This is a genomic window from Luteibacter sp. HA06 (assembly GCF_054061215.1).
The window spans coordinates 4412898-4435914 of sequence record NZ_JBSSDZ010000001.1; the positions used below are offsets into that span (position 1 = coordinate 4412898).

The 23017-nt window shown below is 65.4% G+C and carries 18 protein-coding genes; 1 reads left to right on the plus strand and 17 read right to left on the minus strand.

The window, feature by feature from the left end; genetic code table 11:
* Positions 1-32: 32 nt before the first annotated feature.
* The 15 genes from lpdA to ACVWWJ_RS20515 form a co-directional block, all read right to left on the minus strand.
* Positions 33-1907, minus strand: a complete 1875-nt coding sequence (gene lpdA, locus ACVWWJ_RS20445; protein WP_456969284.1) for a dihydrolipoyl dehydrogenase — start codon at positions 1905-1907, stop codon at positions 33-35.
* A 15-nt stretch (positions 1908-1922) separates the two neighbouring features.
* Positions 1923-3650, minus strand: a complete 1728-nt coding sequence (aceF, locus tag ACVWWJ_RS20450; protein WP_456969285.1) for a dihydrolipoyllysine-residue acetyltransferase — start codon at positions 3648-3650, stop codon at positions 1923-1925.
* 326 nt (positions 3651-3976) lie between these two features.
* The gene (locus ACVWWJ_RS20455; RefSeq protein ID WP_159896287.1) at positions 3977-4825 is read right to left on the minus strand and encodes a mechanosensitive ion channel domain-containing protein; all 849 of its coding nucleotides are present in this window, start codon (positions 4823-4825) and stop codon (positions 3977-3979) included.
* Positions 4826-5055: 230 nt separating this feature from the next.
* Positions 5056-7383 (minus strand): carboxy terminal-processing peptidase, encoded by a 2328-nt coding sequence (locus ACVWWJ_RS20460; RefSeq protein WP_456969286.1) that lies wholly within the window; start codon positions 7381-7383, stop codon positions 5056-5058.
* A gap of 31 nt (positions 7384-7414) precedes the next feature.
* A complete protein-coding gene (gene lipA, locus ACVWWJ_RS20465; RefSeq protein WP_159896291.1) occupies positions 7415-8413 on the minus strand; it encodes a lipoyl synthase in 999 nt (332 codons plus the stop codon).
* 13 nt (positions 8414-8426) lie between these two features.
* Positions 8427-9095, minus strand: a complete 669-nt coding sequence (gene lipB, locus ACVWWJ_RS20470) for a lipoyl(octanoyl) transferase LipB (protein ID WP_213949424.1) — start codon at positions 9093-9095, stop codon at positions 8427-8429.
* Positions 9096-9313: 218 nt separating this feature from the next.
* Positions 9314-9604, minus strand: a complete 291-nt coding sequence (locus ACVWWJ_RS20475; RefSeq protein WP_159895978.1) for a DUF493 family protein — start codon at positions 9602-9604, stop codon at positions 9314-9316.
* 12 nt (positions 9605-9616) lie between these two features.
* Positions 9617-10840, minus strand: a complete 1224-nt coding sequence (locus tag ACVWWJ_RS20480; protein ID WP_159895976.1) for a D-alanyl-D-alanine carboxypeptidase family protein — start codon at positions 10838-10840, stop codon at positions 9617-9619.
* Between the two features lie 37 nt (positions 10841-10877).
* Positions 10878-12053: a septal ring lytic transglycosylase RlpA family protein gene (locus tag ACVWWJ_RS20485; RefSeq protein ID WP_456969747.1), complete on the minus strand. Its 1176-nt coding sequence runs from the start codon at positions 12051-12053 to the stop codon at positions 10878-10880.
* 326 nt (positions 12054-12379) lie between these two features.
* Positions 12380-13345 (minus strand): lytic murein transglycosylase B, encoded by a 966-nt coding sequence (gene mltB / locus ACVWWJ_RS20490; protein WP_159895982.1) that lies wholly within the window; start codon positions 13343-13345, stop codon positions 12380-12382.
* A 128-nt stretch (positions 13346-13473) separates the two neighbouring features.
* On the minus strand, positions 13474-14589 hold the full coding sequence (gene rodA, locus ACVWWJ_RS20495) for a rod shape-determining protein RodA (protein ID WP_456969287.1): 1116 nt from the start codon (positions 14587-14589) through the stop codon (positions 13474-13476).
* 2 nt (positions 14590-14591) lie between these two features.
* On the minus strand, positions 14592-16628 hold the full coding sequence (gene mrdA, locus ACVWWJ_RS20500; RefSeq protein ID WP_159895972.1) for a penicillin-binding protein 2: 2037 nt from the start codon (positions 16626-16628) through the stop codon (positions 14592-14594).
* Positions 16625-17116: a rod shape-determining protein MreD gene (gene mreD, locus ACVWWJ_RS20505; RefSeq protein ID WP_456969288.1), complete on the minus strand. Its 492-nt coding sequence runs from the start codon at positions 17114-17116 to the stop codon at positions 16625-16627. The genes mrdA and mreD overlap by 4 nt, the downstream gene beginning before the upstream one ends.
* On the minus strand, positions 17113-18117 hold the full coding sequence (mreC, locus tag ACVWWJ_RS20510) for a rod shape-determining protein MreC (RefSeq protein ID WP_159895968.1): 1005 nt from the start codon (positions 18115-18117) through the stop codon (positions 17113-17115). Before mreC ends, mreD begins: the two co-directional genes overlap by 4 nt.
* Positions 18118-18158: 41 nt before the next feature.
* On the minus strand, positions 18159-19205 hold the full coding sequence (locus ACVWWJ_RS20515; RefSeq protein WP_036139600.1) for a rod shape-determining protein: 1047 nt from the start codon (positions 19203-19205) through the stop codon (positions 18159-18161).
* 270 nt (positions 19206-19475) lie between these two features.
* Here ACVWWJ_RS20515 and ACVWWJ_RS20520 point away from each other — a divergent pair, with 270 nt between their 5' ends.
* Positions 19476-20411 (plus strand): carbohydrate kinase family protein, encoded by a 936-nt coding sequence (locus ACVWWJ_RS20520; protein ID WP_456969289.1) that lies wholly within the window; start codon positions 19476-19478, stop codon positions 20409-20411.
* A 210-nt stretch (positions 20412-20621) separates the two neighbouring features.
* Here the strand turns inward: ACVWWJ_RS20520 and glpK are convergent, their stop codons facing one another.
* A complete protein-coding gene (glpK, locus tag ACVWWJ_RS20525) occupies positions 20622-22136 on the minus strand; it encodes a glycerol kinase GlpK (RefSeq protein WP_159895964.1) in 1515 nt (504 codons plus the stop codon).
* An 8-nt stretch (positions 22137-22144) separates the two neighbouring features.
* Positions 22145-22987 (minus strand): MIP/aquaporin family protein, encoded by an 843-nt coding sequence (locus tag ACVWWJ_RS20530; protein ID WP_063572172.1) that lies wholly within the window; start codon positions 22985-22987, stop codon positions 22145-22147.
* Positions 22988-23017: the final 30 nt, after the last annotated feature.

Here is a 23017-nt window from a genome sequence, read left to right on the forward strand (position 1 = left end):
CGATGCCATCCGGCACCGCGGGTGAGCGTGCGTTACTTCTTCTTCGGGATGTACAGGTCGGTGATCGTGCCTTCGTACACCTCGGCGGCCATGCCGACGGATTCGCCGAGCGTGGGGTGCGGGTGGACGGTGCGGCCGATGTCGCCGGCTTCGGCACCCATCTCGATGGCGAGCGCGAGTTCGGAGATGAGGTCGCCGGCGTGGACGCCGACGATGCCTGCACCAACGATGCGGTGGGTCTCTTCATCAAACAGCAGCTTGGTGAAGCCTTCGGTGCGGTCGATGCCGATGGCGCGGCCGGAGGCTGCCCAGGGGAACTTGCCGACGCCGATCTTCAGGCCCTTTTCCTTGGCCTCGCGCTCGGTCACGCCAACCCAGGCGATTTCCGGGTCGGTATAGGCCACCGACGGAATCACGCGTGCGTCGAAGAAGCTCTTCTGGCCGGCGGCCGCTTCGGCGGCGACCTTGGCTTCGTGCGTGGCCTTGTGCGCTAGCATGGGCTGGCCGACGAGGTCGCCGATGGCGAAGATGTGCTTCACGTTGGTGCGCATCTGGCGATCGACCGGGATGAAACCGCGATCGGTGACTTCCACGCCGGCATTGTCCGCACCGACCTTGTTGCCGTTCGGCGAGCGGCCGACGGAAACCAGCACGCGATCGAACACCTTCGTTTCCGGGATGCTCTCGCCTTCGAAGGTGACTTCGATGCCGGCCTTGGTGGCCTTCGCCTCGACGACCTTGGTCTTGAGGTGGATGCCCTTGTAACGCTTGGCGATGCGCGCCTGCAGCGGCTTGACCAGGTCGAGATCCGCGCCCGGCATGAGCTGGTCGGCGAGCTCGACCACCGTGACTTCGGAACCCAGGCGCGCGTACACCGTGGCCATTTCCAGGCCGATGATGCCGCCGCCGACCACGAGCATGGTCTTGGGCACGTCGCGCAGTTCAAGGGCGCCGGTCGAGTCGATCACGCGCTCGTCGTCCCACGGGAACGAAGGCAGCTTGACCGACTGCGAGCCGGCCGCGATGACGGCGTTCTCGAAACGGATGAGCTTGGTGCCCTCGGCCGTCTGGACTTCCATTTCGTTCGGCGAGATGAAGGTGCCGACGCCGGTGACGGTGCGGACCTTGCGCGCCTTGGCCATCTGGCCGAGACCGCCGGTGAGCTTGGCGACCACCTTTTCCTTGAACGAGCGAAGCTTGTCCAGGTCGATGGTCGGCTTGCCGAAGGTGATGCCGTGCGCGGCGATGGCTTCCGCCTCGTCGATCACCGCGGCCGCGTGCAGCAGTGCCTTCGACGGGATGCAGCCGACGTTGAGGCAGACGCCACCGAGGATGGCGTAACGCTCGACCAGCACGGTATCCAGGCCGATGTCGGCACCGCGGAACGCGGCCGTATAGCCGCCCGGGCCGGAGCCGAGGACGACGAGCTGGCATTCGATGTCGGCCTTGCGACCGGAGTCGGGGGCAGCCTTCGGTGCGGCGGACGTCGCCTTGGGAGCCGGGGCCGGGGCTTCTGACACCGTTCCGTTAGTGGATGGCGTGGCAGGCTGTTTGGCGGCAGCGGCCGCCGGTGCAGACGCAGCAGCCGGCTTCGCAGCCGAGGCAGCGGCAGCGGCAGCCTTGTCAGCCGCCGGCTTCTCAGCCGACGCCGACGCCGAAGCGCCAGCCTCGGCTTCGATCAGCGCAATCACGCTGCCATCGTTGAGCGCATCGCCGATCTTGACCTTGATCTCGACGATGGTGCCCGCCTGCGAGGCCGGTACGTCCATCGTGGCCTTGTCGGATTCGAGCGTGACCAGGCTCTGGTCCTTGGCGACGGTGTCACCCACCTTCACCAGGATTTCGATGACCGGCACGTCGTGCGAACCGCCGAGGTCCGGGACTTTCAGTTCAATCGTGTTAGCCATGTGCGTGCGCCCCCGTCAGAGCAGCAGGCGACGGATGTCGCCGAGCTGGTTGGCAAGGAAGACCGCGAAGCGTGCCGCCAGCGCGCCGTCGATAACGCGATGGTCGTACGAGAGCGACAGCGGCAGGATCAGGCGCGGTGCGAATTCCTTGCCGTTCCAGACCGGCTTCATCGCCGCCTTGGAAACGCCGAGGATCGCTACTTCCGGTGCGTTGACGATCGGCGTGAACGCCGTACCGCCGATGCCACCGAGCGAGGAGATCGAGAAGCAGCCGCCCTGCATGTCGGCGGCGGTGAGCTTCTTGTCGCGCGCCTTCTTCGAAATCTCGCTGAGTTCGGCGGCGAGTTCGAGCAGGCCCTTCTTGTCCGCGTCGCGGATGACCGGAACGACGAGGCCATCCGGCGTATCCACGGCGATACCGACGTTGAAGTACTTCTTCAGCGTGAGCGTTTCGCCCGCGGCGTCGAGCGACGCGTTGAACTGCGGGAATTTCTTCAACGCGGCGACGACGGCCTTGATCTGGAAGACGAGCGGCGAGACCTTGAGGTCCTTGTTCTCTTCGCCGAGCTTCTTGCGGAAGGCTTCCAGCTCGGTGATGTCGGCGTCTTCGAACTGCGTGACGTGCGGGATCATCGCCCAGTTGCGGGCAAGGTTCGCGGCCGAGATCTTCGGGATGCGGCCGAGCGGCTTTTCTTCCACTTCGCCGAATTTCGAGAAGTCGACCTTCGGCCACGGCAGCAACGTGAGGCCGTTACCGCCGGCAACCGCGCCACCGGCCGACGACGGCACGCCGGCCCTCATGACCTGCTTCACGTAACCGGAAATGTCTTCACGCTGGATGCGACCACCACGGCCGCTGCCCTTGACCTGGGCCACGTCCACGCCGAGCTCGCGAGCGAACGCGCGCACGGCCGGGCTGGCGTAAGGGGCGGAGTCCGGCATCACGACGCTGGCGTCGAACGACACCGGCGGCGTGCGCGGCGTACCGCCTGCCTGGGCGTCGGACGCGGCGGGCGCGGGTGCGGCCTCGCTCTTCGCCGGTGCGTCGGACTTGGCGGCGGAAGCAGCCGGCTTGTCGGCGGCCGGAGCAGCCGGTGCGTCGGCTTCAGCAGCAGCGTCGCCACTCTCGCCTTCCAGCACCGCGATCAGGTCGCCGTCGTTGACCTCGTCGCCGACCTTGACCTTGAGTTCCTTGATCACGCCGGCGGCCGGCGCGGGGATGTCCATCGTGGCTTTGTCGGACTCGAGCGTCATCAGGCTCTGGTCCTTGGTGACGGTGTCGCCGACCTTGACCATCAGCTCGATGATCGGCACCGGCTTGCCGCCGATGTCGGGCACGGTGACGTTGACCGGACCGGAGGACTTCGACGCGGACGGCGCCTTGGCGGCGGCCGGAGCTGACGCCGGTGCAGCGGCCTTGGGCGCGTCAGCCTTCGCGGCGTCAGCCTTCGCGGCTTCGGCCTTCGGCGCTTCCGCCTTCGGGGCCTCGGCAGCCGGGGCATCGCCGTCGGCTTCGACCAGCGCGATCACGTGGCCTTCGTCGACTTCGTCGCCGACCTTGACCTTCAGCTCCTTGATGACGCCAGCGAAGGGCGCCGGCACTTCCATCGTGGCCTTGTCGGATTCGAGCGTCACCAGGCTCTGGTCTTTCTCGACGCGATCGCCGACCTTGACCATGATTTCAATGACGGGGACCGCGCTGCCACCGATATCGGGGACACGGGCTTCTTTGACGTCGGCCATAGGAACTCCTGGAGCAGGCGTCGGCGGGCGGCAAACCCACCGGCGGGGGAAGGACGGGCGCCGCTGGACGGCGCAACCGGTCGATTGTAATCCCTCGGACGCCGTTTCCCACGATTCAAACAGTTGTTTGGCTGTATTTCAGCTAGAACCATTGTGGGAGGCGGACCACTTCAGAGCCCTCCCCGTCCTGGGAGAGCCGATCAGGCTCTAGTGTGGGAGCCGCTTCAGCGGCGATGCTCTGGGGCAACCTGGCTATCGCCGCTGAAGCGGCTCCCACATAGAGCGGCTCCCACAGAGCGGCTCCCCCGCAACGCCCCTTCCCCGGCTTACTCGGGTTTCGGCTCTGCCGCGGGCGCGCCGACCAGCCGGATTTCGCTCTGCGGGTACGGAATGGTGATCCCGGCCTCATCGAAGCGCTCCTTGATGCTGCGGATCAGTGTGGTCTGCGTTTCCCACAGGTCGCCGGTGGCGGCCCAGCCGCGGATCACCAGGTTGACGCTGGAATCGCCGAGGGCCTCGGTCCACACGCCCGGCTTCGGATCCTTGAGGATCCGCTCGTCGGCAGCGAAGAGGTCACGCACCGTTTCCATGGCCTTTCCGATGTCGTCGTTGTAGCCGATGCCGACCTTGATCTCGAACCGACGCGTGCCGCGCACGTTGAAGTTGATGATCGCGTCACCGCCGACCTTGGCGTTCGGCAGCACCGCCTGGCGGTTGTCGGGGGTGATGAGGTAGGTGTGCATGAGGTTCACGCTCTGCACGTCGCCTTCGACACCGCCGATGGTGACGTGGTCACCGACGCGGAACGGACGGAACAGAATCAGCAACACGCCCCAGGCGAGGTTGGACAGCGAGCTGTTGAGGGCCAGGCCGATGGCGAGGCCGGCGGCGCCGATCGCGGCGATGAACGAGGCCGTCGGGATGCCGGCCATGCCGAGCACCTGGATCAGCAACAGCGCAATGAGGATGCCGTAGATGATGTTGCGCAGGAACATCGCGAGCGTGACGTCGACGCGGGCACGTTCGAGTGCGCGGCGGCCGAGATTGGCGATGCGTGCAGCGATCCAGAAGCCGATCAACAACAACAGCACGGCGAGACCGATGCGGATGGAATACGTGACGATCAATGCGCGCGTCGCGGCGTGGATGCCGAGATTGTCGAGGAAATCGTTCATGGGCTGTGCCTCCTGCGGTGTCTAATTCGGGACCGAGGCTAGCAGGGATCGCTTTGTGTGGGAGCCGCTTCAGCGGCGATGGGTGCTTGCAAGAACATCGCCGCTGAAGCGGCTCCCACAGGAGGCGGGGCCAAGAGCATCGCCGCTGAAGCGGCTCCCACATGAAGCTGGCTCTACATCATGAAGCCGGCTCTATATAACGAGAAGCCCGCCGGTGGCGGGCTTCTCGTTTACGGGGTGGTCGCGGCCGGTGGGCTCTGCGGCACCAGTGCCGTTTGCGGGCTGTCGATCTTCTTTCCGCCGTACGGCAACACCTGCGCGGCAACCTTCGGATCGGCCTTGATCAGCGAAACCTCATCACCAACGATGTGGGCGGCTTCGTCGAGTGGCGTGTCCTTGGCCTTCTTCGCATCGGCTTCCGCCTTGATCTCGGTCTTCAGGCTGCGCTCGTTGGCGTTGAGGCCGTCGTCACCGTTGTTCGCGTCGTCGGCGGCATCCGCCGCGCTGCCGTCGCCACCGAAGATCGCCTTGCGGCGGTTACGGAAGTCGGTCTGCAGCGCGTCGTACTGCTTCCGCTCGGCCTGGCGTGCGGCGAAGTTCAGCGAGATGTCGGTCTTGTCGCGGAGCTTCTTGTACTCGGCCATTTCGTCGAGCATGAGCTTCCACGCCGGCGAATTCGCGACGCGTGCTTCGTGCTTGGCGTTGAGCGGGCCGACGATCGGCTTGAGGTCGGCGACCGGCTTGTAGTCGGCCGGATCGATGTGACGCCACGGCAACGCGTTGTCGTAGGTGGACTCACCGAATTCCTTCGCATCGCCGTTCTGCGGGAACATGACGTCCGGCGTCACACCCTTCAACTGAGTGCTGTCGCCGTTGATGCGAATGAACTCGGCGATGGTCATCTTGAGCTCGCCGTACTTGGCGGTTTCGCCGGTAACGGACTTGCCGAACTTGTCGAGGTCGACCAGGTTCTGCACGGTGCCCTTGCCGAAGGTGGGCTCGCCGATGATCACGCCGCGGCCGTAATCCTGGATCGCGGCAGCGAAGATTTCCGATGCCGATGCCGAACCACGATTGACCAGCACGGCCATCGGTCCGTCCCACGACATGCCCGGGGCATCGTCGCCCTGCGCGTCGATCTGGCCGCGCGCGTCGCGCACCTGCACGACCGGGCCGGTGTCGATGAACAGACCGGTGAGCTCGGTGGCTTCGGACAGCGAACCGCCGCCGTTGTTACGCAGGTCGATGACCACGCCCTCGACCTTCTGCGCCTTCAGCTCGGTGAGGAGCTTGGACACGTCGCGGGTGGCGCTTTTGAAGTTGGGGTCGCCGTTCTTGCGGGCACCGAAGTCCTGGTAGAACGTAGGCAGGTCGATCACGCCGATCTTGCGCGTGACGTCGCCGTCCTTCACGTCGATGACCTTCGACTTGGCGGCCTGCTCTTCCATCGTGACCTTCTTGCGCACCAGCGTGACGACGTCGTGCTTGCCGTCGACGCCGGCATCGGCCGGAAGAATCTCGATGCGAACCGTGGTGTCTTTCTTGCCACGGATCAGCTTGACCACGTCGTCCTGGCGCCAGCCGACCACGTCGACCATGGGGCCGGTTTCGCCCTGGCCGATGGCGACGATGCGGTCACCCGCCTTCATCTTGCCGGACTTGCTGGCCGGGCCGCCCGGAACGAGTTCGCGGATGGTGGTGTAGTCGTCGCGCGCCTGCAGCACCGCGCCGATACCTTCCAGCGACAGGCGCATGGCGATGTCGAAAGCGTCCGCGGCGCGGGGGCCGAGGTAGTCGGTGTGCGGGTCGGTCGAATTGGCGTACGCGGTCATGAAGGCCTGCGTCGCGTCTTCGTCGTCCAGCTGGCGCACGCGGCTGATGTAGGTGGCGTAGCGCTTATCGAGCGTCTTGCGGATGTCGTCGTCGCTCTTGCCGGCGAGCTTCAGGCGCAGCCAGTCGTTCATGGTGCGCTTGCGCCAGACGTCGTCGAGCTCGGCCTGGTTCTTCGGGATCACGGCTTTCTTGCGATCGAAGTTGAAGCTGTCGTTGCCGCTGAAGTCGAAGCCCTTCTTCAGCAGGCCGCGCGCGTAGTTCATGCGATCCACGGCGCGCGTGATGTACAGGTTGAACACCGAGAACGGACCGCTGAGGTCCTGGTTCCAGATCGCGTCGTCGAACTGGGTCTTCAGCGGCGCGAACTTGTCCATGTCTTCCTGGGTGAAGAAGACTTTTTCGCTGTCGAGGGCGTCGAAGTAGGCCTTGTAGATCTTGGCCGACATGGCGTCGTCGAGCGGCTGGGCCTGGTAGTGAAAGCGCGTGAGGAACCGCGCCGACAGCTGCGAGGCCTGGGTTTCAGCGGCCGTCGGCTTCAGCGGCAGGCTCGATTCCTTGCGCTGCGGCTCCGGCGAGGTCGCCGCTTCGGAGGCGTCTTTCGGCTGTGGCGTGGAGGCCTTCGTCGCCGGCGCGGTCGCACCCGGCTGCTGCGGGGCGGCTGTCTGTGCCTGGACACCCGCGGCGGAGAGGGCCAGCAGGAGGGCGATCGCGGGACGAAGGGTCATGTAGTCGAAGCCTCGGGGTGCTTTGGGGCGTTTATTCGACGACGCCGGCGGCGTGAGCCATCAGGTCGGCATGGTAGGAGGATCGCACCAACGGGCCGGAAGCGACATGGCCGAAGCCCATCTCTTCACCGGCGACGCGCAGCGCCTCGAATTCGTCCGGCGTCCAGTAACGGACCACCGGGTGGTGATGCGCCGTCGGCTGCAGGTACTGGCCGATGGTGATCATGTCCACGTCATGGTTACGTAGATCGCGCATGGTTTCGAGCACCTGCTCCAGGGTTTCGCCCAGGCCCAGCATGATGCCGGACTTGGTCGGGACTTCCGGGTGCTGTGCCTTGAAACGCTTGAGCAGATCGAGCGACCACTGGTAATCGGCGCCCGGACGCACTTCGCGATACAGGTGCGGCACGGTCTCGAGGTTGTGGTTGAAGACGTCCGGCGGGAAGTCCTTCATCACTTCGAGCGCGCGCTCCATCCGGCCCTTGCCACGGAAATCCGGGGTGAGGATCTCGATGCGGATGTTCGGGCTGGCGTGGCGCACCGCGCGGATGCACGAGGCGAAATGCTCGGCACCGCCGTCGCGGAGGTCGTCGCGGTCGACCGAGGTGATCACCACGTACTTCAGGCGCATGTCGCGGATGGTCTCGGCCAGGCGCGCCGGCTCGAGCGGATCCGGCGGCTGCGGCCGGCCATGGGCCACGTCGCAGAACGAGCAACGGCGGGTGCAGACCTCGCCGAGGATCATGAAGGTGGCGGTGCCCTTGGAGAAGCACTCGTGGATATTCGGGCAGGACGCTTCTTCGCACACCGTGACCAGCGAGTTCTCGCGCAGGCGCGCCTTCAGCTGCTGCACGGCGTTGCCCTGGGGCAGGCGCACGCGGATCCAGCTGGGCTTGCGCAGCGTGGGCACGTCGGTATCGAAGTTCGCGCGGTTGAGCGCGATCTTGTCGTTACCGAGCATCTTCTCGCCGGGTTTGTCGACAACGGCGATGGGGATGCTGCGGGAGGGGGAAGTGGAGGTATGGCTCATAACGGCTACGACCTCAGACCGCAATGCGGGCGGGGAGTTCGGGGAGGGAGGGTTCGGCTGACACGGCGTGGAAGCCAAACTGCTTGCAGAATTCCTGTACCAAGACGTCTTCCACGTCCGCCAACCGTGACGGACCGCCTAAGTCTAGCACCTGGGTGACTTCCAAACCCTTGTAGCCGCAGGGATTGATGCGGTGATAGGGCTCGAGGTCCATGTCCACGTTGAAGGCCAGCCCGTGGAAGCTGCAGCCCCGGCGGATGCGCAGCCCGAGGGCCGCGACCTTGGCCCCGGCCACGTAGACGCCCGGGGCGCCTTCGAGGCGCTCGGCGCCGATATTCCATTCGCCCATGGTGTCGATGATGGCCTGCTCGATCCGGTTGACCAGCTCGCGCACGCCCACGCCGACACGGCGCAGGTCGATCATCGGGTAGGCCACGATCTGGCCGGGACCGTGATAGGTCACCTGGCCGCCCCGGTCCACGCGCACTACGGGAATGTCCCCCGCCGCCAGCACGTGCTCTTCCTTACCCGCCTGGCCCAGGGTGAACACCGGGTCATGCTCCAGCAGCCACAGCTCGTCGACGGTGTCGTCGGTGCGGTTGTCGGTGAAGGCGCTCATGGCCTTCCAGGTGGATTCGTAGGGGACGCGCCCCAGCCGGCGCACGTTGAGGGGGAGGGTCATCGGGATCGGGTCGGAGGGGATGTCGAGGAGTTGTGGGCTGGCCCGCAGCGTTACAAGGCTGCAGGAACAACTCTGCCCAGAGGACTCGGCTCTTTGTGGGAGCCGCTTCAGCGGCGATCCGGCGGCAGCCGGCAAGGCTGACTCGAGCACCCAATCGCCGCTGAAGCGGCTCCCACACAGCGCGGCTCCCACAGAGAGCTGTCCCGAGGGAAACCGCTTTACATCGTGAAGCGAATATTCTCGTCAGCGCGCAGCGTGCTGTGCGCTTCCAAGTACTTCTCACGGCTCGGTGCGACGAAGCTCACGGTGACCGACTGGTAATTACCGGCCGGGGTGAGCTTGGTCGACAGGGTCTCGTGGAGCACTTCCAAACCGATGCCGTGGAGCAGCGCCGGGACGTGCTTGTCGAGGCCGGCCGCGGCGTTGCCGATGGCCGTAATCTCGAACTCGCCCGGGAACTGGAAGCCCTTGCCTTCTTTCTGCGCATCGCCGAAGTCGATCTCGTGCATCGTCGGGTCCTCTTACTTCTTGTCGCTGTCGCTGTGGAACCACAGCATGATCGTGTCCCAGAGGCGCGAGAAGAAACCGCCTTCCGGTGCATCGTTCAGTGCCACCAGCGGGGTGGTGAGCACCGGCTGGCCGTCGAGCGTCACGCGCAGCGTACCGACCTGCTGGCCCTTCTTGAAGGGAGCGATCAGGGTGGCCGGGATATCGAGGTTGGCCTTGAGCTTGTCGTAGTCGCCGCGCTTGACCGAGACCAGCGCGTCTTCGGCAACGCCGAGCGGGATGGTGTTCTCGGCGCCCTTCCACAGCTTCGGCGTGGCGAGCGGCTTGTTGGCTTCGTACAGCTTGTGCGATTCGTAGAACCGGAAACCGTAGTTGAGCAGCGCCAGCGCGGCATCGGCGCGGCCCTTCTCACTGCTGGCACCCATGATGATGGCAATCATGCGGGCATCGCCCTGCTTCGCCGAAGCAGCCAGGCAATAGCCGGCGGCTGCGGTGTGACCGGTCTTGATACCGTCGACGGTGTTATCGCGCCACAGCAGCAGGTTGCGGTTGTGCTGCTTGATGCCGTTCCACTCGAACTCCTTCACGGCCGAGATCGCGTAATCCTCGGGGAAGTCGTGGATGAGCGCCCGCGACAGGATCGCGATGTCGTGGGCGGTCGTGTAGTGGTTGGCCACCGGATAGCCGGACGCATTCTGGAACTGCGAATGCGTCATGCCGATCTGCTTGGCGTACGCGTTCATCAGGTTGGCGAACGCCGGTTCGGACCCCGCGGTGTGCTCGGCCAGCGCGATGGCGGCGTCGTTACCGGACTGGATGATCATGCCGTAGAGCAGGTCTTTCAGCGGCACCTGGCTGTTGAGCTTGAGGAAGCTGGTCGAGCCGTCGGTGCTGGCACCACCGCCGCGCCACGCGTTCTCGCTGATCGTGACCGGATCGCTGTTGTGGATCTTGCCGTTGCCCAGCTCCGCGGAAACCACGTAGTCGGTCATGATCTTGGTGATCGAGGCCGGCTCGAGCTGCACGTCCGGATCCTTCGAGGCGATGATCTGCCCGGTGTTGTAATCCATCAGCACCCAGCTCTTGCCCTCCACGTCCGGCGGCGGCGGCACCGGCGCTTCGGGGACGACCGGGCGCGGAACGGGTGCGGGATGCGGCGGGGTCTGCTGCGCCACGGTGACGCCGGCGACGAGCGCAGCGGCGGCGAAAGCGAACAGGGAGCGTGGGAAGAGCTTCATCGTTTCAGCGATCCAGTCAAAGCAACAAAAAAGAAGGTCAGTCTACCGCGACCGACGGGCGAGGCAGGCCCATCCCGGCGATCTGGTCGGTCACGCGGTCGGCGGTGTCCACGTCGGCCAGGGGGCCCACGCGGACACGACGCACGCTGCGCCCGGCGATAGCGGTCTCGATAACACTGACAGGGCCAAGACCTGCTTTGTTCAGCTGGTCGGCCACACGGTTGGCGTTCGCCACGTCGGAAAACGCACCGACCTGGAGATAAATCGTGGGTTTGCCGGGCACCGAGGCGACGGTCGGGCCCTGGGCGGGGCCGGCTGGTCGTGGCGCGGTAGCGGCTGCGGAGGACACGCCGGCTGCAGCGGCGGATGAATTCGGCGACGTCTTCGCTCCGGGGAGCGGCGGCAGCGCTTCCGCCGCAGAAACGCCCGTCATCCCCGCCACGGGGCCATCGTCTCCCTCCTCAGGCGCCGAGGTGGCACCCTGCCCGGCCATAGCGGGCGCGCCAACGCCCTGCCCGGAACGGGCGGGCGCTGTTCCCACCGGTGCGGAAATCGCCGCGCTGGGCGCCCGCGAGGCGCCAGCCAGCGCCAATGTCGAGCCACTAGCCATGCCGCCAACGACACGCGACGGCGGGGGCGTGGTCGCCATCTCCGGCGTCGGTGCCGTGCGGGCGGCGGGCGGCGCGGCGACAAACGCGGGACGCGACGGCGGCACCGGCGCCGTCACGGGCGACGGCTTGGGCGCGGTATTCACGTACGGCGCGCCGCGATCGCTGTTCGCTTCGCTCGGATCGATCGCGCGCACTTCGACCAGACCGGTACCCTTCGGCCACACGCCCAGCTTCACCGCCGCCGCGAAGGACAAATCGATGATGCGGTTCTCGTGGAAGGGGCCGCGATCGTTGATGCGGACGATGACGCTCTTGCCGTTCTCGAGGTTGGTGACACGCGCGTAGCTCGGCAGCGGCAGTGTCTTGTGCGCCGCCGAGAACTGGTACATGTCGTATTCCTCGAGGCTCGAGGTTTTATAACCGTGGAACTTGTTGCCGTAGAACGAGGCGATGCCGCGCTCGACGTAACCGCGCGGCGTGGGCAGCACGTTGTAGGTCTGGCCGAGCACGGAATACGGTGACTTGTTGCCGTAGAGCGCGCGCGGCTCGACCTTCGGCACCGGCTCCGGCAGCTTGCTGACATCCGGAATCTCGGTCGGCACGCTGTCCGAGCTGGAGCGGTAGCGAGAGGATTGCGACCGGCTGATGTCGTCGCGACCGCCACTGCCGCTGCTGCGCGACGATGACGAGGAGCCACTGCTGCCACGCGATGACGGGCGTGAGTTCTTTGAACCGCCGCAGGCTGAAAGGACAAGCGCGATCAGGCCGATGAGGATGAGCCTGGTGGCGAGCACCCATCGCCGCTGAAGCGGCTCCCACATAGGACCAGAGCTTCGCCGCTGAAGCGGCTCCCACAGGGGGCCGGCGGTGTGTGGGAGCCGGCTATGCCGGCGATTCCCGCGAAGCGCGGACTCCCCGGCCAGCGACGTCATCGACCCGCGGATCCATGCGTCCGTTCCCGGATCGCCTGCGCCAGCTGGTTCACTGCCATCGCATACATCGGGCTACGGTTGTACGTCGTAATCACGTAAAAATTCTGGAACACGAACCAGTACTCGGGGCCATTCGGCCCATCGAGACGAACCAACTGCGCGTCACGCCCCGGATTGAGGTGCTGCAACGGCGCGAAGCCGTCGGCGACAAAGGTTTCCACCGGAGCCACCGGGCGCCAGTCCTTCGGCACGGCGGGATCGCGCACGCGCGAATCCGGCTGGGCGCGGACGGCGAGCGGACCGCCGGTTTCCCAGCCGTGCTGGGAGAAATAGTTGGCCACGCTGGCGAAGATGTCGCCCATCGAGCCCTTCATGTCGATCTTGCCGTCGCCGTCGTAATCCACGCCCCAGTCGCGAATGGACGAGGGCATGAACTGGCCCCAGCCCTGCGCGCCGGCATAAGAGCCGGTGAGGGTATCCAGCGGGCCAGCGAGGTGGTTCGGCGGCAGTTCCAGCAGCGTTTTCAGCTGCTCACGAAAGAACGGCGCGCGTTTGGGGTAGTAGAACGCCAGCGTGGCCAGCGCATCGAGCACCTTGTACTTGCCGGTGTTCTTTCCGTAGAACGTCTCCACACCGACGATGGCCACGATGTATTCCGGCGGCACGCCGTATTTCTTGCCGATCGCGTCGAGCAGCGCGCGATGGGTCTGGTAGAAATCGGCGCCGGCCTGGATCCGTGCTTCGGTGAGGAAGATCGGCCGGTAATCGCGCCACGGCTTGCCTTCCGCCGGACGATTCATTGCGTCGATGATGGACTGCTGCATCTTCGCGCCATCGAGGATCGCGTTCAGCGAGGCCTTGCTCTTGCCGGTGTCTTTCGCGACTTCGTTCACGAGCTGCGCCTGGCCCGGATGGGTCTCGGCAAAGGCCGCGGAGGCAAACATCAGGGGGAAGGCGATCATCGCGCCGGCGAGGCGCGGGAATAAACGTACGGTGCGGGCGCGGCGCGCGGCGAGAACTTCATCCATACGCCGAAGCGTAGCACGCAGGAATGGCGCGTCCGGGGCGCGCTTCGGGAAGCGTTCAGGCATCAATCGTGGAGCTTGCGGTTGGCATGGATCGACATCAGCACGCCGAAGCCCGTGAGCAACGATACCGCGGATGTGCCGCCGTAACTGATCAGCGGCATCGGCACGCCCACCACCGGCAGGATGCCCGCGACCATGCCGCCGTTCACGGCCACGTAGACAAAGAAGCTCATGCCGATCGCGCCGGCGAGCAGGCGCGAATAGGTGTCGCGAGCATTCATCGCGATCCACAGGCAACGGCCGATAATGAAGGCGTAAAGCAGCATGATCGCGATAACGCCGACCAGCCCGAATTCTTCCGAGAACACTGCGAAAATGAAGTCGGTGGTGTGCTCGGGCAGGAATTCCAGGCGCGACTGCGTGCCGTGCTGCCAGCCCTTGCCGAATACACCGCCCGAGCCCACGGCGATCTTCGACTGGATGATGTGCCAGCCATTGCCAAGCGGATCCGATTCGGGGTCCAGCAGCGTGCGCACGCGGTTACGCTGGTACTCGTGGAGAAACTGCCAGGCCACGGGAATGGCCGCGCCCGCGCCACCCACGAGCAGGCCGATACGCCACCAGGCCATGCCCGAGAGGAACAGCGCGAAGGCGCCGGCAGCGGCGACGAGCAACGCCGTCCCGAGATCCGGCTGTTCGGCGATCAGCGCAGCCGGCACGGCGATCATCAGGCCGACCACGATGATGTCCTTCCAGCCCGGCGGCAGCTGCCGCGGATGCAGGTACCAGGCGACCATCATCGGCATGGTCAGTTTGAGCAGCTCGGACGGCTGGAAGCGCATGAAACCCAGGTCGAGCCAGCGATACGCGCCCCGCCCTTCACCCAGCGCCGCGACCACCACGAGCAGGGCCGTGCTGCCCATGTAGAGCCACGGCGTCCACGAGCGCAGCACCGGCGGCGGAATACGCGAGATCACCACCAGCAGCACCGCGCCGAGCACGAAGCGAGCGGCCTGGCCGCCGACCAGTGACAGGTTGGCATTGCCGGCGCTGTAGAGGGTGGCCAGGCCGGCGCAGGCGAGCAGGAACAGCGCCAGCAACAGCGGCAAGTCCAGGCGCGGCCGCGTGAGCAGGCGCAGGCCGAAGCGTTTGAGGCGCATGGAGAGATTGGCGAACATGGCTACTGATCCTCACCGTTGTCGTCGGGCGGCAGATCGCTGCTCGACGGTGCGGCCGGCTGCGCGCCCTGCACGGAGCTTGCGCTCGCAGGCGCGGCGTCGGCGGGCGCGGCTTCGGCCGGTGCGTCGGACAAGGTGATCGGGCCCGGCGGCAAGGCAGTCGGTCGCGTGCCGCCCTCGTCGACGACCCACTGATCAAGAATCTTCCGCGCGATCGGGCCGGAATCCGCAGCGCCCCATGCACCCGCCTCGAGCACCACGGTCACGGCGATCCTCGGCGCTTCCGCCGGCGTATACGCAATGAACAACGCACGGTGACGCGTGGCCAGATAAGCGGTGTTCTTGTTGGTGTCGTACGCGTCGGATTTACGCGAAAAGCGCTCGGCCGTGCCGCTCTTGCCGGCGATGACGTAGGGGAAGCCCATGCCCAGCTTCGCCTTGTTGCCCGTGCCGCCGGTCGAGTTGATCACGGCGACCATGCCCTCATTCACGGTGTCCCAATCGGCTGACTTGCGGATCACCGACGGACCGGTAGGCGGGAAGGCCTGCGGTACGCGCGCGCTGTCCACGCCGTCCTGCGTATCCATCAGCAGGTGGGGTGCGTACGGCACGCCTTTGCCGGCGAACGTCGCGAGGGCGTGGGCCAGCTGGATCGGCGTCACCGCCCAGTAACCCTGGCCGATGCCGGAGATGATCGTCTCGCCCGGGAACCAGCCGGCCTTGCTGCGCGTGGCCTTCCATTCGCGCGACGGCAGCACGCCCTCCACCTCGCCAGTGAGGTCGATGCCGGTTTTCTTGCCGAAGCCCAGGCTACCCATCCACGAGGCGAGGCGGTCGATGCCCATGTCGAGTGCGAGGCGATAGAAATAGGTGTTGGTCGACATCTGGATCGCGCGGACCATGTTCACGGTGCCGTCGCCGCCGCGCTTGTCGTCGCGGTAGCAGCGACTCTGCCCCGGAATACAGAACTCACCGGTGGACAGCACCGTATCCGACGGCCGGCGAATACCCATGGTCAGGCCGCCCAGTGCGAGGAACGGTTTCACCGTGGAACCCGGCGGATACACGCCGCGTAGCGCGCGGTTGTAGAGCGGTTTGTCCGGCGCCGTCATCAACGATTTGTAGTCGAACGAGCTGATGCCGTTGACGAAAAGATTGGGGTCGAAGTCGGGCACGCTGGCAAAGGCCAGCACCTGTCCATTGCGCGGGTCGATCGCGATCGCGGCGCCGGAACGGCCCGCCATCGCATCGAGTGCTGCCTTCTGCAGGCGTACGTCGATACTGAGATAGATGTTCTTGCCGGGCGTCGGCGGCGTCGTATCGAGGACCGCCTGGGTCCGCCCATCCGCATTGACCTCAACCAGCTCGTAGCCGGGCTCGCCGTGCAGCAGCTTCTCGTAGGAACGCTCGATGCCGATACGGCCGATATGCGTGGTGCCCTTGTAGCTGGCCTCCTCGTCATCGTCCATCTTGTCCAGGTCGTCCACGTCGATACGGCTCACATAGCCGATGACATGCGCGAGTGACGGCCCCAGCGGATAGCGCCGCGTGAGGTAAGGCACGACGTCCACACCGGGAAAACGCCAGCGATTCACCGCAAAACGACCGATCTCGTCCTCGGTGAGCTTGAGCTTGAGCGGGATGCCCTCGAAACGACGACCCAGCTTCACCTGCTTCTTGAAGGTGACGATGTCGTCGTCGCTGATCGGCACCACCGCGCTGAGCTTCTGCAGCATCTCGTCCATATTGGTGACCTGCTCGGGGGTCACTTCCAGGCGGAACGCGGGCACGTTGTCGGCGAGCAGCACGCCGTTGCGGTCGTAGATGAGCCCACGCGCCGGCGGGATCGAACGCGGCTTCACGCGGTTCTGCTCGGAACGCGTCACGAACTCGTCGTGGTGGAACACCTGCAGGTACACGTAGCGGCTGCACACGGCAATAAGGCCGAGCAGGAGCAGGAAGAAACCGGCCAGGGCGCGCCGACGAAACAGCGCCACCTCGCCGCGGACCTCCTTGATCGAGGCGCGCCGCCGGCTCATGTGTCGTGGATGCGCAGGCGTGCGCGCAGGTCGTCAAGAATCAGGAAGACGAAGGGCCACAGCGCAGCGCCCACGAACGGCGAGATCCAGTATTCCTGCGGCGGCAGCGGATCGCCGCCGAACACGCGGATGAGCAGCAGGAGCACGCGATCGTTAAGCAGCAGGCCGAGCACGGCCAGCGACTGCTGCCACATGGGGAAGAAGCGCAGCCGCGAGCGGAAACGCAGCGCGATGAAAACCATCGCCGTGAGGCGCAGCGCCTGCTCACCCAACAGGATGCCGTCGAACAGATCGGCACCGACACCGAGGCAGAACGCCAGGCCCAGCGTGACGCGATCGCCCGACTGCAGGCACCAGTACAGCAGGATGAGCGCCGGCCAGTACGGCTTGAACGGCGTCAGCGGCCCCGGCAACGGGATCAGCATGAGGAACAGCGACAGCAACAGCGTCGCGGCGAACCAGAGCTGGCGGACACGAACCTTGTTCATGGCGTCGTCCCCGTGCGCGCCGGCACCGGCGTCGCGGTCGGCGAGGTCACCTTCGGCAGCGTCGGCACGACCGGTGCACTTGCCGGCGGCGCGTTCGGATCCGGCGCAAGGCCGGCCGGCGGGCCCGCGTTGGGCGCGAGCGGCGGCGGACCGTCCTGTTCGGCGAGGTCGTGCAGGAGCAGCACGTCCTCACTGCGATCGAGATCGGCGGCGGGTCTGGCCTGCGCGGAGAGGAAGGTGCCCGAGGCGGTCTGCGCCACGTCGCGGATTTCACCCACGGGAAAACCTGGCGGGAAGCGCCCGCCCAGGCCCGAGGTGACCAGCTTGTCGCCGGACTGGACGTCCGCCGAGACCGGGATATTGGGTAGCACCAGCATGTCGCCACCGCGCGAGCCGTAGGCCACCGTGCGCAGGCCGGTGCGCTCGATGGTCACGGGGATGGCATGGTTGGGATCGGTGATCAGCATCGCGACCGAGGTGGTCGGCATCACTTCGACGATCTGGCCCATCACGCCACGCGCGTCGATCACCACCTGCCCGGCCTGCACCTTGTCGCGTGCGCCGACATTGAGCACGATCCGGTGGCGGAAGGTGCCCAGGTCCACGCCGATCAGGCGCGCGAGCTGCACGTTGAGGGACAGGCTGTGCTGGGTGTCGAGCAGCTCCTTGAGGCGCTGGTTCTGTTCGGCGACCGAGGCCATGCGGTTGAGCTTGGCATTGGCCAGCAGCAGGTCTTCCCGCAGACGCTGGTTGGCCTCGGTCAGGCGCTGGCGATCGGCGAACGCCACCGTCGCCGCCTGGAAACCCTGCGACGGCAGACCGGCGATCCGGTAAATCGGTTCGACCACGATGGACAGCCCGTAACGGACGTTACCGAGCCAGCCGCCGCGGTGATCGAGCACCATGAGCACGCAGGCGAGCGCGAGATAGACGATCAGGCGCAGGGTCCCCGCCACACCGGGCGCGAACAGCGGCGACTGATCGTCGCGATTGAGGGCCATGGCTCAGCGCGTTCCGGCCAGTGCGCCGAAGCGCACGGCCATCATTCGAACGCGAAGAAGTCGCTGCCGTGCTGGTCAATCATCTCCAGCGCCTTGCCGCCGCCACGGGCGACGCAGGTGAGCGGGTCATCGGCCACCTGCACGTGCAGGCCGGTTTCCTCGGAGATGAGACGATCCAGATCGCGCAGCAACGCGCCGCCACCGGTAAGTACGATGCCGCGCTCGGCCACGTCGGAGCAGAGCTCCGGCGGGGTCTGCTCCAGCGCTGCCTTGACGGCCGCCACGATGCCCGAAAGCGGCTCGTGCAGGGCTTCCAGGACTTCGTTGGAGTTGATCGTGAACATGCGCGGCACGCCCTCGGCGAGGTTACGGCCGGAGATTTCCATCTCGCGGACTTCGCTCTGCGGGAAAGCGCAGCCGACTTCGAGCTTGATGCGCTCGGCGGTGGATTCGCCGATCAGCGTGCCGTGGTTACGGCGCACGTAGTTGATGATGGCCTCGTCGAAGCGGTCGCCGCCGACGCGGACCGACTGCGAATAAACGATGCCATTCAAGGAGATAACGGCCACCTCGGAGGTGCCGCCGCCGATATCCAGGACCATCGAGCCACGGGCCTCGTGCACCGGAATACCGGCGCCGATGGCCGCTGCCATGGGTTCCTCGATCAGGAAGACATCACGCGCACCTGCGCCTTCAGCCGATTCCTTGATCGCGCGGCGCTCCACCTGGGTGGAGCCGCAGGGCACGCACACCAGCACGCGCGGGCTCGGACGGAGCATGCGCGAACGGTGCACCTGCTTGATGAAGTGCTGCAACATCGCTTCGGTCATCGTGAAGTCGGCGATGACGCCGTCCTTCATCGGGCGGACCGTGGCGATATTGCCCGGCGTACGGCCGAGCATGCGCTTGGCGTCACCACCCACGGCGGCAACGGTACGCGGGCCGCCCGGGCCACGATCCTGGCGGATCGCAACGACCGACGGTTCATTGAGGACGATTCCCTGGCCGCGCACATAAATGAGCGTGTTGGCCGTGCCGAGATCGATGGAAATGTCGTTCGAAAAGAGACCGCGGAACTTCTTAAACATGATGCGGCGGACGCCAGTAGCAAGAAAAAGTTAGCGTGCGAGTTTAGGTTGGCCTACTCAACCACGCAAGGGCGGAGAAGTTAAGAAATCCTTGTAAGTCCAGATGATGCGAGAGGATTCTGTCCTGGTCCCGTAATTCTGTACGACCTGGGGAGTCGCCTCGGCGCGCGATTTTGGGTACGATCCGTCGGTTTGCCGGACCCGTCGCGTTCGGCGCTCGCTGCGGCCGGGTCCCGGTCGCGCCACTCATCTTCCAGGGTCACCACACGCATGACTGCCGTTATCTGCGGATCGCTCGCCTACGACACCATCATGGTGTTCCAGGACCAGTTCAAGAACCACATCATTCCGGACCAGGTCCATATCCTGAATGTGTCGTTCCTGGTGCCGGCCATGCGCCGCGAGTTCGGCGGTTGCGCCGGCAACATCGCGTACAACCTGAAGCTGCTCGGCGGTTCGCCGATGCCGGTCGCCACGGTTGGCCAGGACTTCGCGCCGTATCGCGCGCACCTTGAGAAGTTCGGCATCCGCCTCGACGGCGTGCGCCAGTTCGACGACCAGTTCACGCCGCAGTGCTTCATCACGACGGACCTGGACAACAACCAGATCACGGCCTTCCATCCGGGTGCGATGTCCAGCGCGCACGAGAACCACGTGCGTGACATCCCGGACTACTCGTTCGGCATCGTCGCACCGGATGGCCGCGAAGCGATGTTGCAGCACGTGGATGAGTTCGCCGCGCGCGGCGTGCCCTTCATCTTCGATCCGGGCCAGGCGATGCCGCTGTTCAACGGCGACGAGTTCCGCTCGATGATCGAGAAGTCCACGTACGTCATCGTCAACGATTACGAGTCGCAGCTGTTGCAGCAGCGCACCGGCTGGAGCGCGGACGACATCGCCTCGAAGGTCACCGCGTACATCATCACGCAGGGCCCGCGCGGTTCGCTGATCCACGTCGGCGGCGAAATCATCACCGTGCCGCCCGCACGCGAGCGCAAGGTCGTCGACCCGACCGGTTGCGGCGACGCGTATCGCGCCGGCCTCATCTTCGGCATCATGAACCACTACGACTGGAAGACCATCGGCAACATGGCCTCGCTCATGGGCGCCCTGAAGGTCGAGCATCCCGGCACGCAGAATCAGTACTTCACGTACGCCGAGTTCGCCACGGAGTTCAAGGACCAGTTCGGTTACGACCTGCCCTGATTCGTTCGGGCAAGTCTTAAAAAAAGGGGCGGCGCATCACTGCGCCGCCCCTTTTTTGTGGGAGCCGCTTCAGCGGCGAATGTGGGAGCCGCTTCAGCGGCGATCCCGCGGCAGCGGGCAATCTCGCCGCAAGCACCCAATCGCCGCTGAAGCGGCTCCCACATAAAGCATCGCCGATGAATCGGCTCCTACACAGAGCCGACCTCGCTCTTATTTACGCGGCTTGAAGCCCATTGTCGCGTTGACGGCCTGCTTCCAGCCCTCGTACAGATCGTCGCGGGTCTCTTCCGTCATCGACGGCTTGAACTCGCGATCCACGGCCCAGCGCTTGGTGATGTCGGTCTGGTCTTTCCAGAAGCCCACCGCAAGACCAGCAAGATACGCGGCACCCTGCGCCGTGGTTTCCTGCACCTTCGGACGCAGCAGATTCACGCCGAGGATGTCCGCCTGGAACTGCGCCATGAAGTCGTTGGCGATCGCACCACCGTCGGCACGCAGTTCCTTCAGCTTGATCCCGGAGTCGATTTCCATCGCTTCGAGCACGTCGCGTGTCTGGTAAGCCATCGACTCGAGCGCGGCGCGGATGAACTGCTCTTTGGTCGTACCGCGCGAGAGGCCGAACACGGCACCACGCACATCGCTTCGCCAATACGGCGCACCGAGGCCGACGAACGCCGGCACGAAGTAGACGCCGTCGTTGTCCTTCGCGCGTTCCGCGTACGACTGCGAATCCGAGGCCTTGCCGAGCATGCGCAGGCCGTCACGCAGCCATTGAATCACTGAACCGGCAACGAAGATGCTGCCTTCCAGCGCGTATTCGACCTTGCCGTTGAGACCCCACGCGATCGTGGTGAGCAGGCCGTTCTTCGAACGCACGGCTTTCTCGCCGGTGTTCATCAGCATGAAGCAGCCGGTGCCGTAGGTGTTCTTCGCCAGACCCGGCTCGAAGCATGCCTGACCGAACAGCGCTGCCTGCTGGTCGCCGGCAATACCGGCGATCGGCACTTCGCGACCGAAGAAGTGCTTGGCGAGCGTATTGCCGTAGACCTCGCTCGACGACTTCACTTCCGGCAGCATCGCGCGCGGCACGTTGAGCATCTTGAGCAATTCGTCGTCCCACTCGCGCTTGAAGATGTCGTACATCAACGTGCGCGAGGCATTGGTGTAGTCAGTGACGTGAACCTTGCCGCCGGTGAGGTTCCAGATGACCCAGGTGTCGATCGTGCCGAAGAGCAGCTCGCCCTTCTCCGCACGCTCCTGCGCGCCTTCGACGTGGTCGAGGATCCAGCGCACCTTGGTGCCGGCGAAGTATGCGTCGATCAACAGACCCGTTTTCTCGCGGACCATCGGGTCGAAGCCGTCTTCTTTCAGCTTGTCGCAGATGTCGGCCGTCTGGCGCGACTGCCACACGATCGCATTGTAGATCGGCTGACCCGTGCTCTTTTCCCACACCACCGCCGTCTCGCGCTGGTTGGTGATACCGATGCCTTCGATGGCGCTGGCGTCGATGCCCGAGCTGCTGATGACTTCAGTCATCGTCGACAGCACGCTGGTCATGATCTCGCGCGGGTTGTGCTCGACCCAACCCGGCTGCGGGAAGATCTGCGGGAATTCGCGCTGGGCCGTGCCGGCAATGTTGCCGTCGTGATCGAACAGCATCGTGCGCGAGCTCGTGGTTCCCTGGTCGATCGCCAGGATGTAGCGCTTGTCCTTGGTCTTGTCCATTGCTGGCCTCACCGGGTCGTCTGGTTGGAAGAGTTGCGACCGGCGGCCTGGCGCGCTTCTTCAAGCGCACGCTGGCGGGCCGGCAGGAAGGGATGCACGAGCAGCTGGTACGCACCGCCGCCGACGACACCACCGATCAGCGGGCCAACAATCGGCACCCACCAGTAGTTGTCGGGGGAAGGCAGCGCCGACGAGCCCCAACCAGCGAAGAACGCAAACAGGCGCGGACCGAAGTCACGGGCCGGATTGATCGCCCAGGCTTCGAGGTAGCCCATCGAGGCACCGATGGTGGCAACCAGCAGGCCGATGATCAGCGCGCCGCTGTTCGCACCGGGTGCGGTTTCGTTGTACTGCTCCGTGATCGCGAAGATGCCGAACAGCAGGAAGGCCGTCAGGATGACCTGGTCCAACAGAGCGTGCATCGGCGTGATGGCCAGGCCCGGATGCGTGAAGAACACGCCTGCCGCGCCGCCAGCCTCACGAGTGAGATTGTGCGTGGCATTGAAGTGGTCGATGACCGGCCCGAACAGGACGTAGACGATCGCCGCGCCGAGGAAGGCGCCGATGACCTGGGCAATCCAGTACGGAACAACTTTTTTCCACGAGAAGTCGCGGAAGATCGCCAACGCAAGCGTTACCGCTGGATTCGCATGGGTACCCGACACTGACGCGGTGGCATAGATCGCAATGGTGACCGCAAGGCCCCACGCAATACACACACCCCAGTAGGCGTTGAGGTAGGGACTAGGGTCGTAGAGCACGTACATGCACGCTACGGAATCGCCGAACGCAATGATGATGAACATCGCGAGGGCTTCGGAAATCAGCTCGCCTATCTGTTGTCGCATGATCCGTCTCTCCATCGGGTTTCATGACTGGGA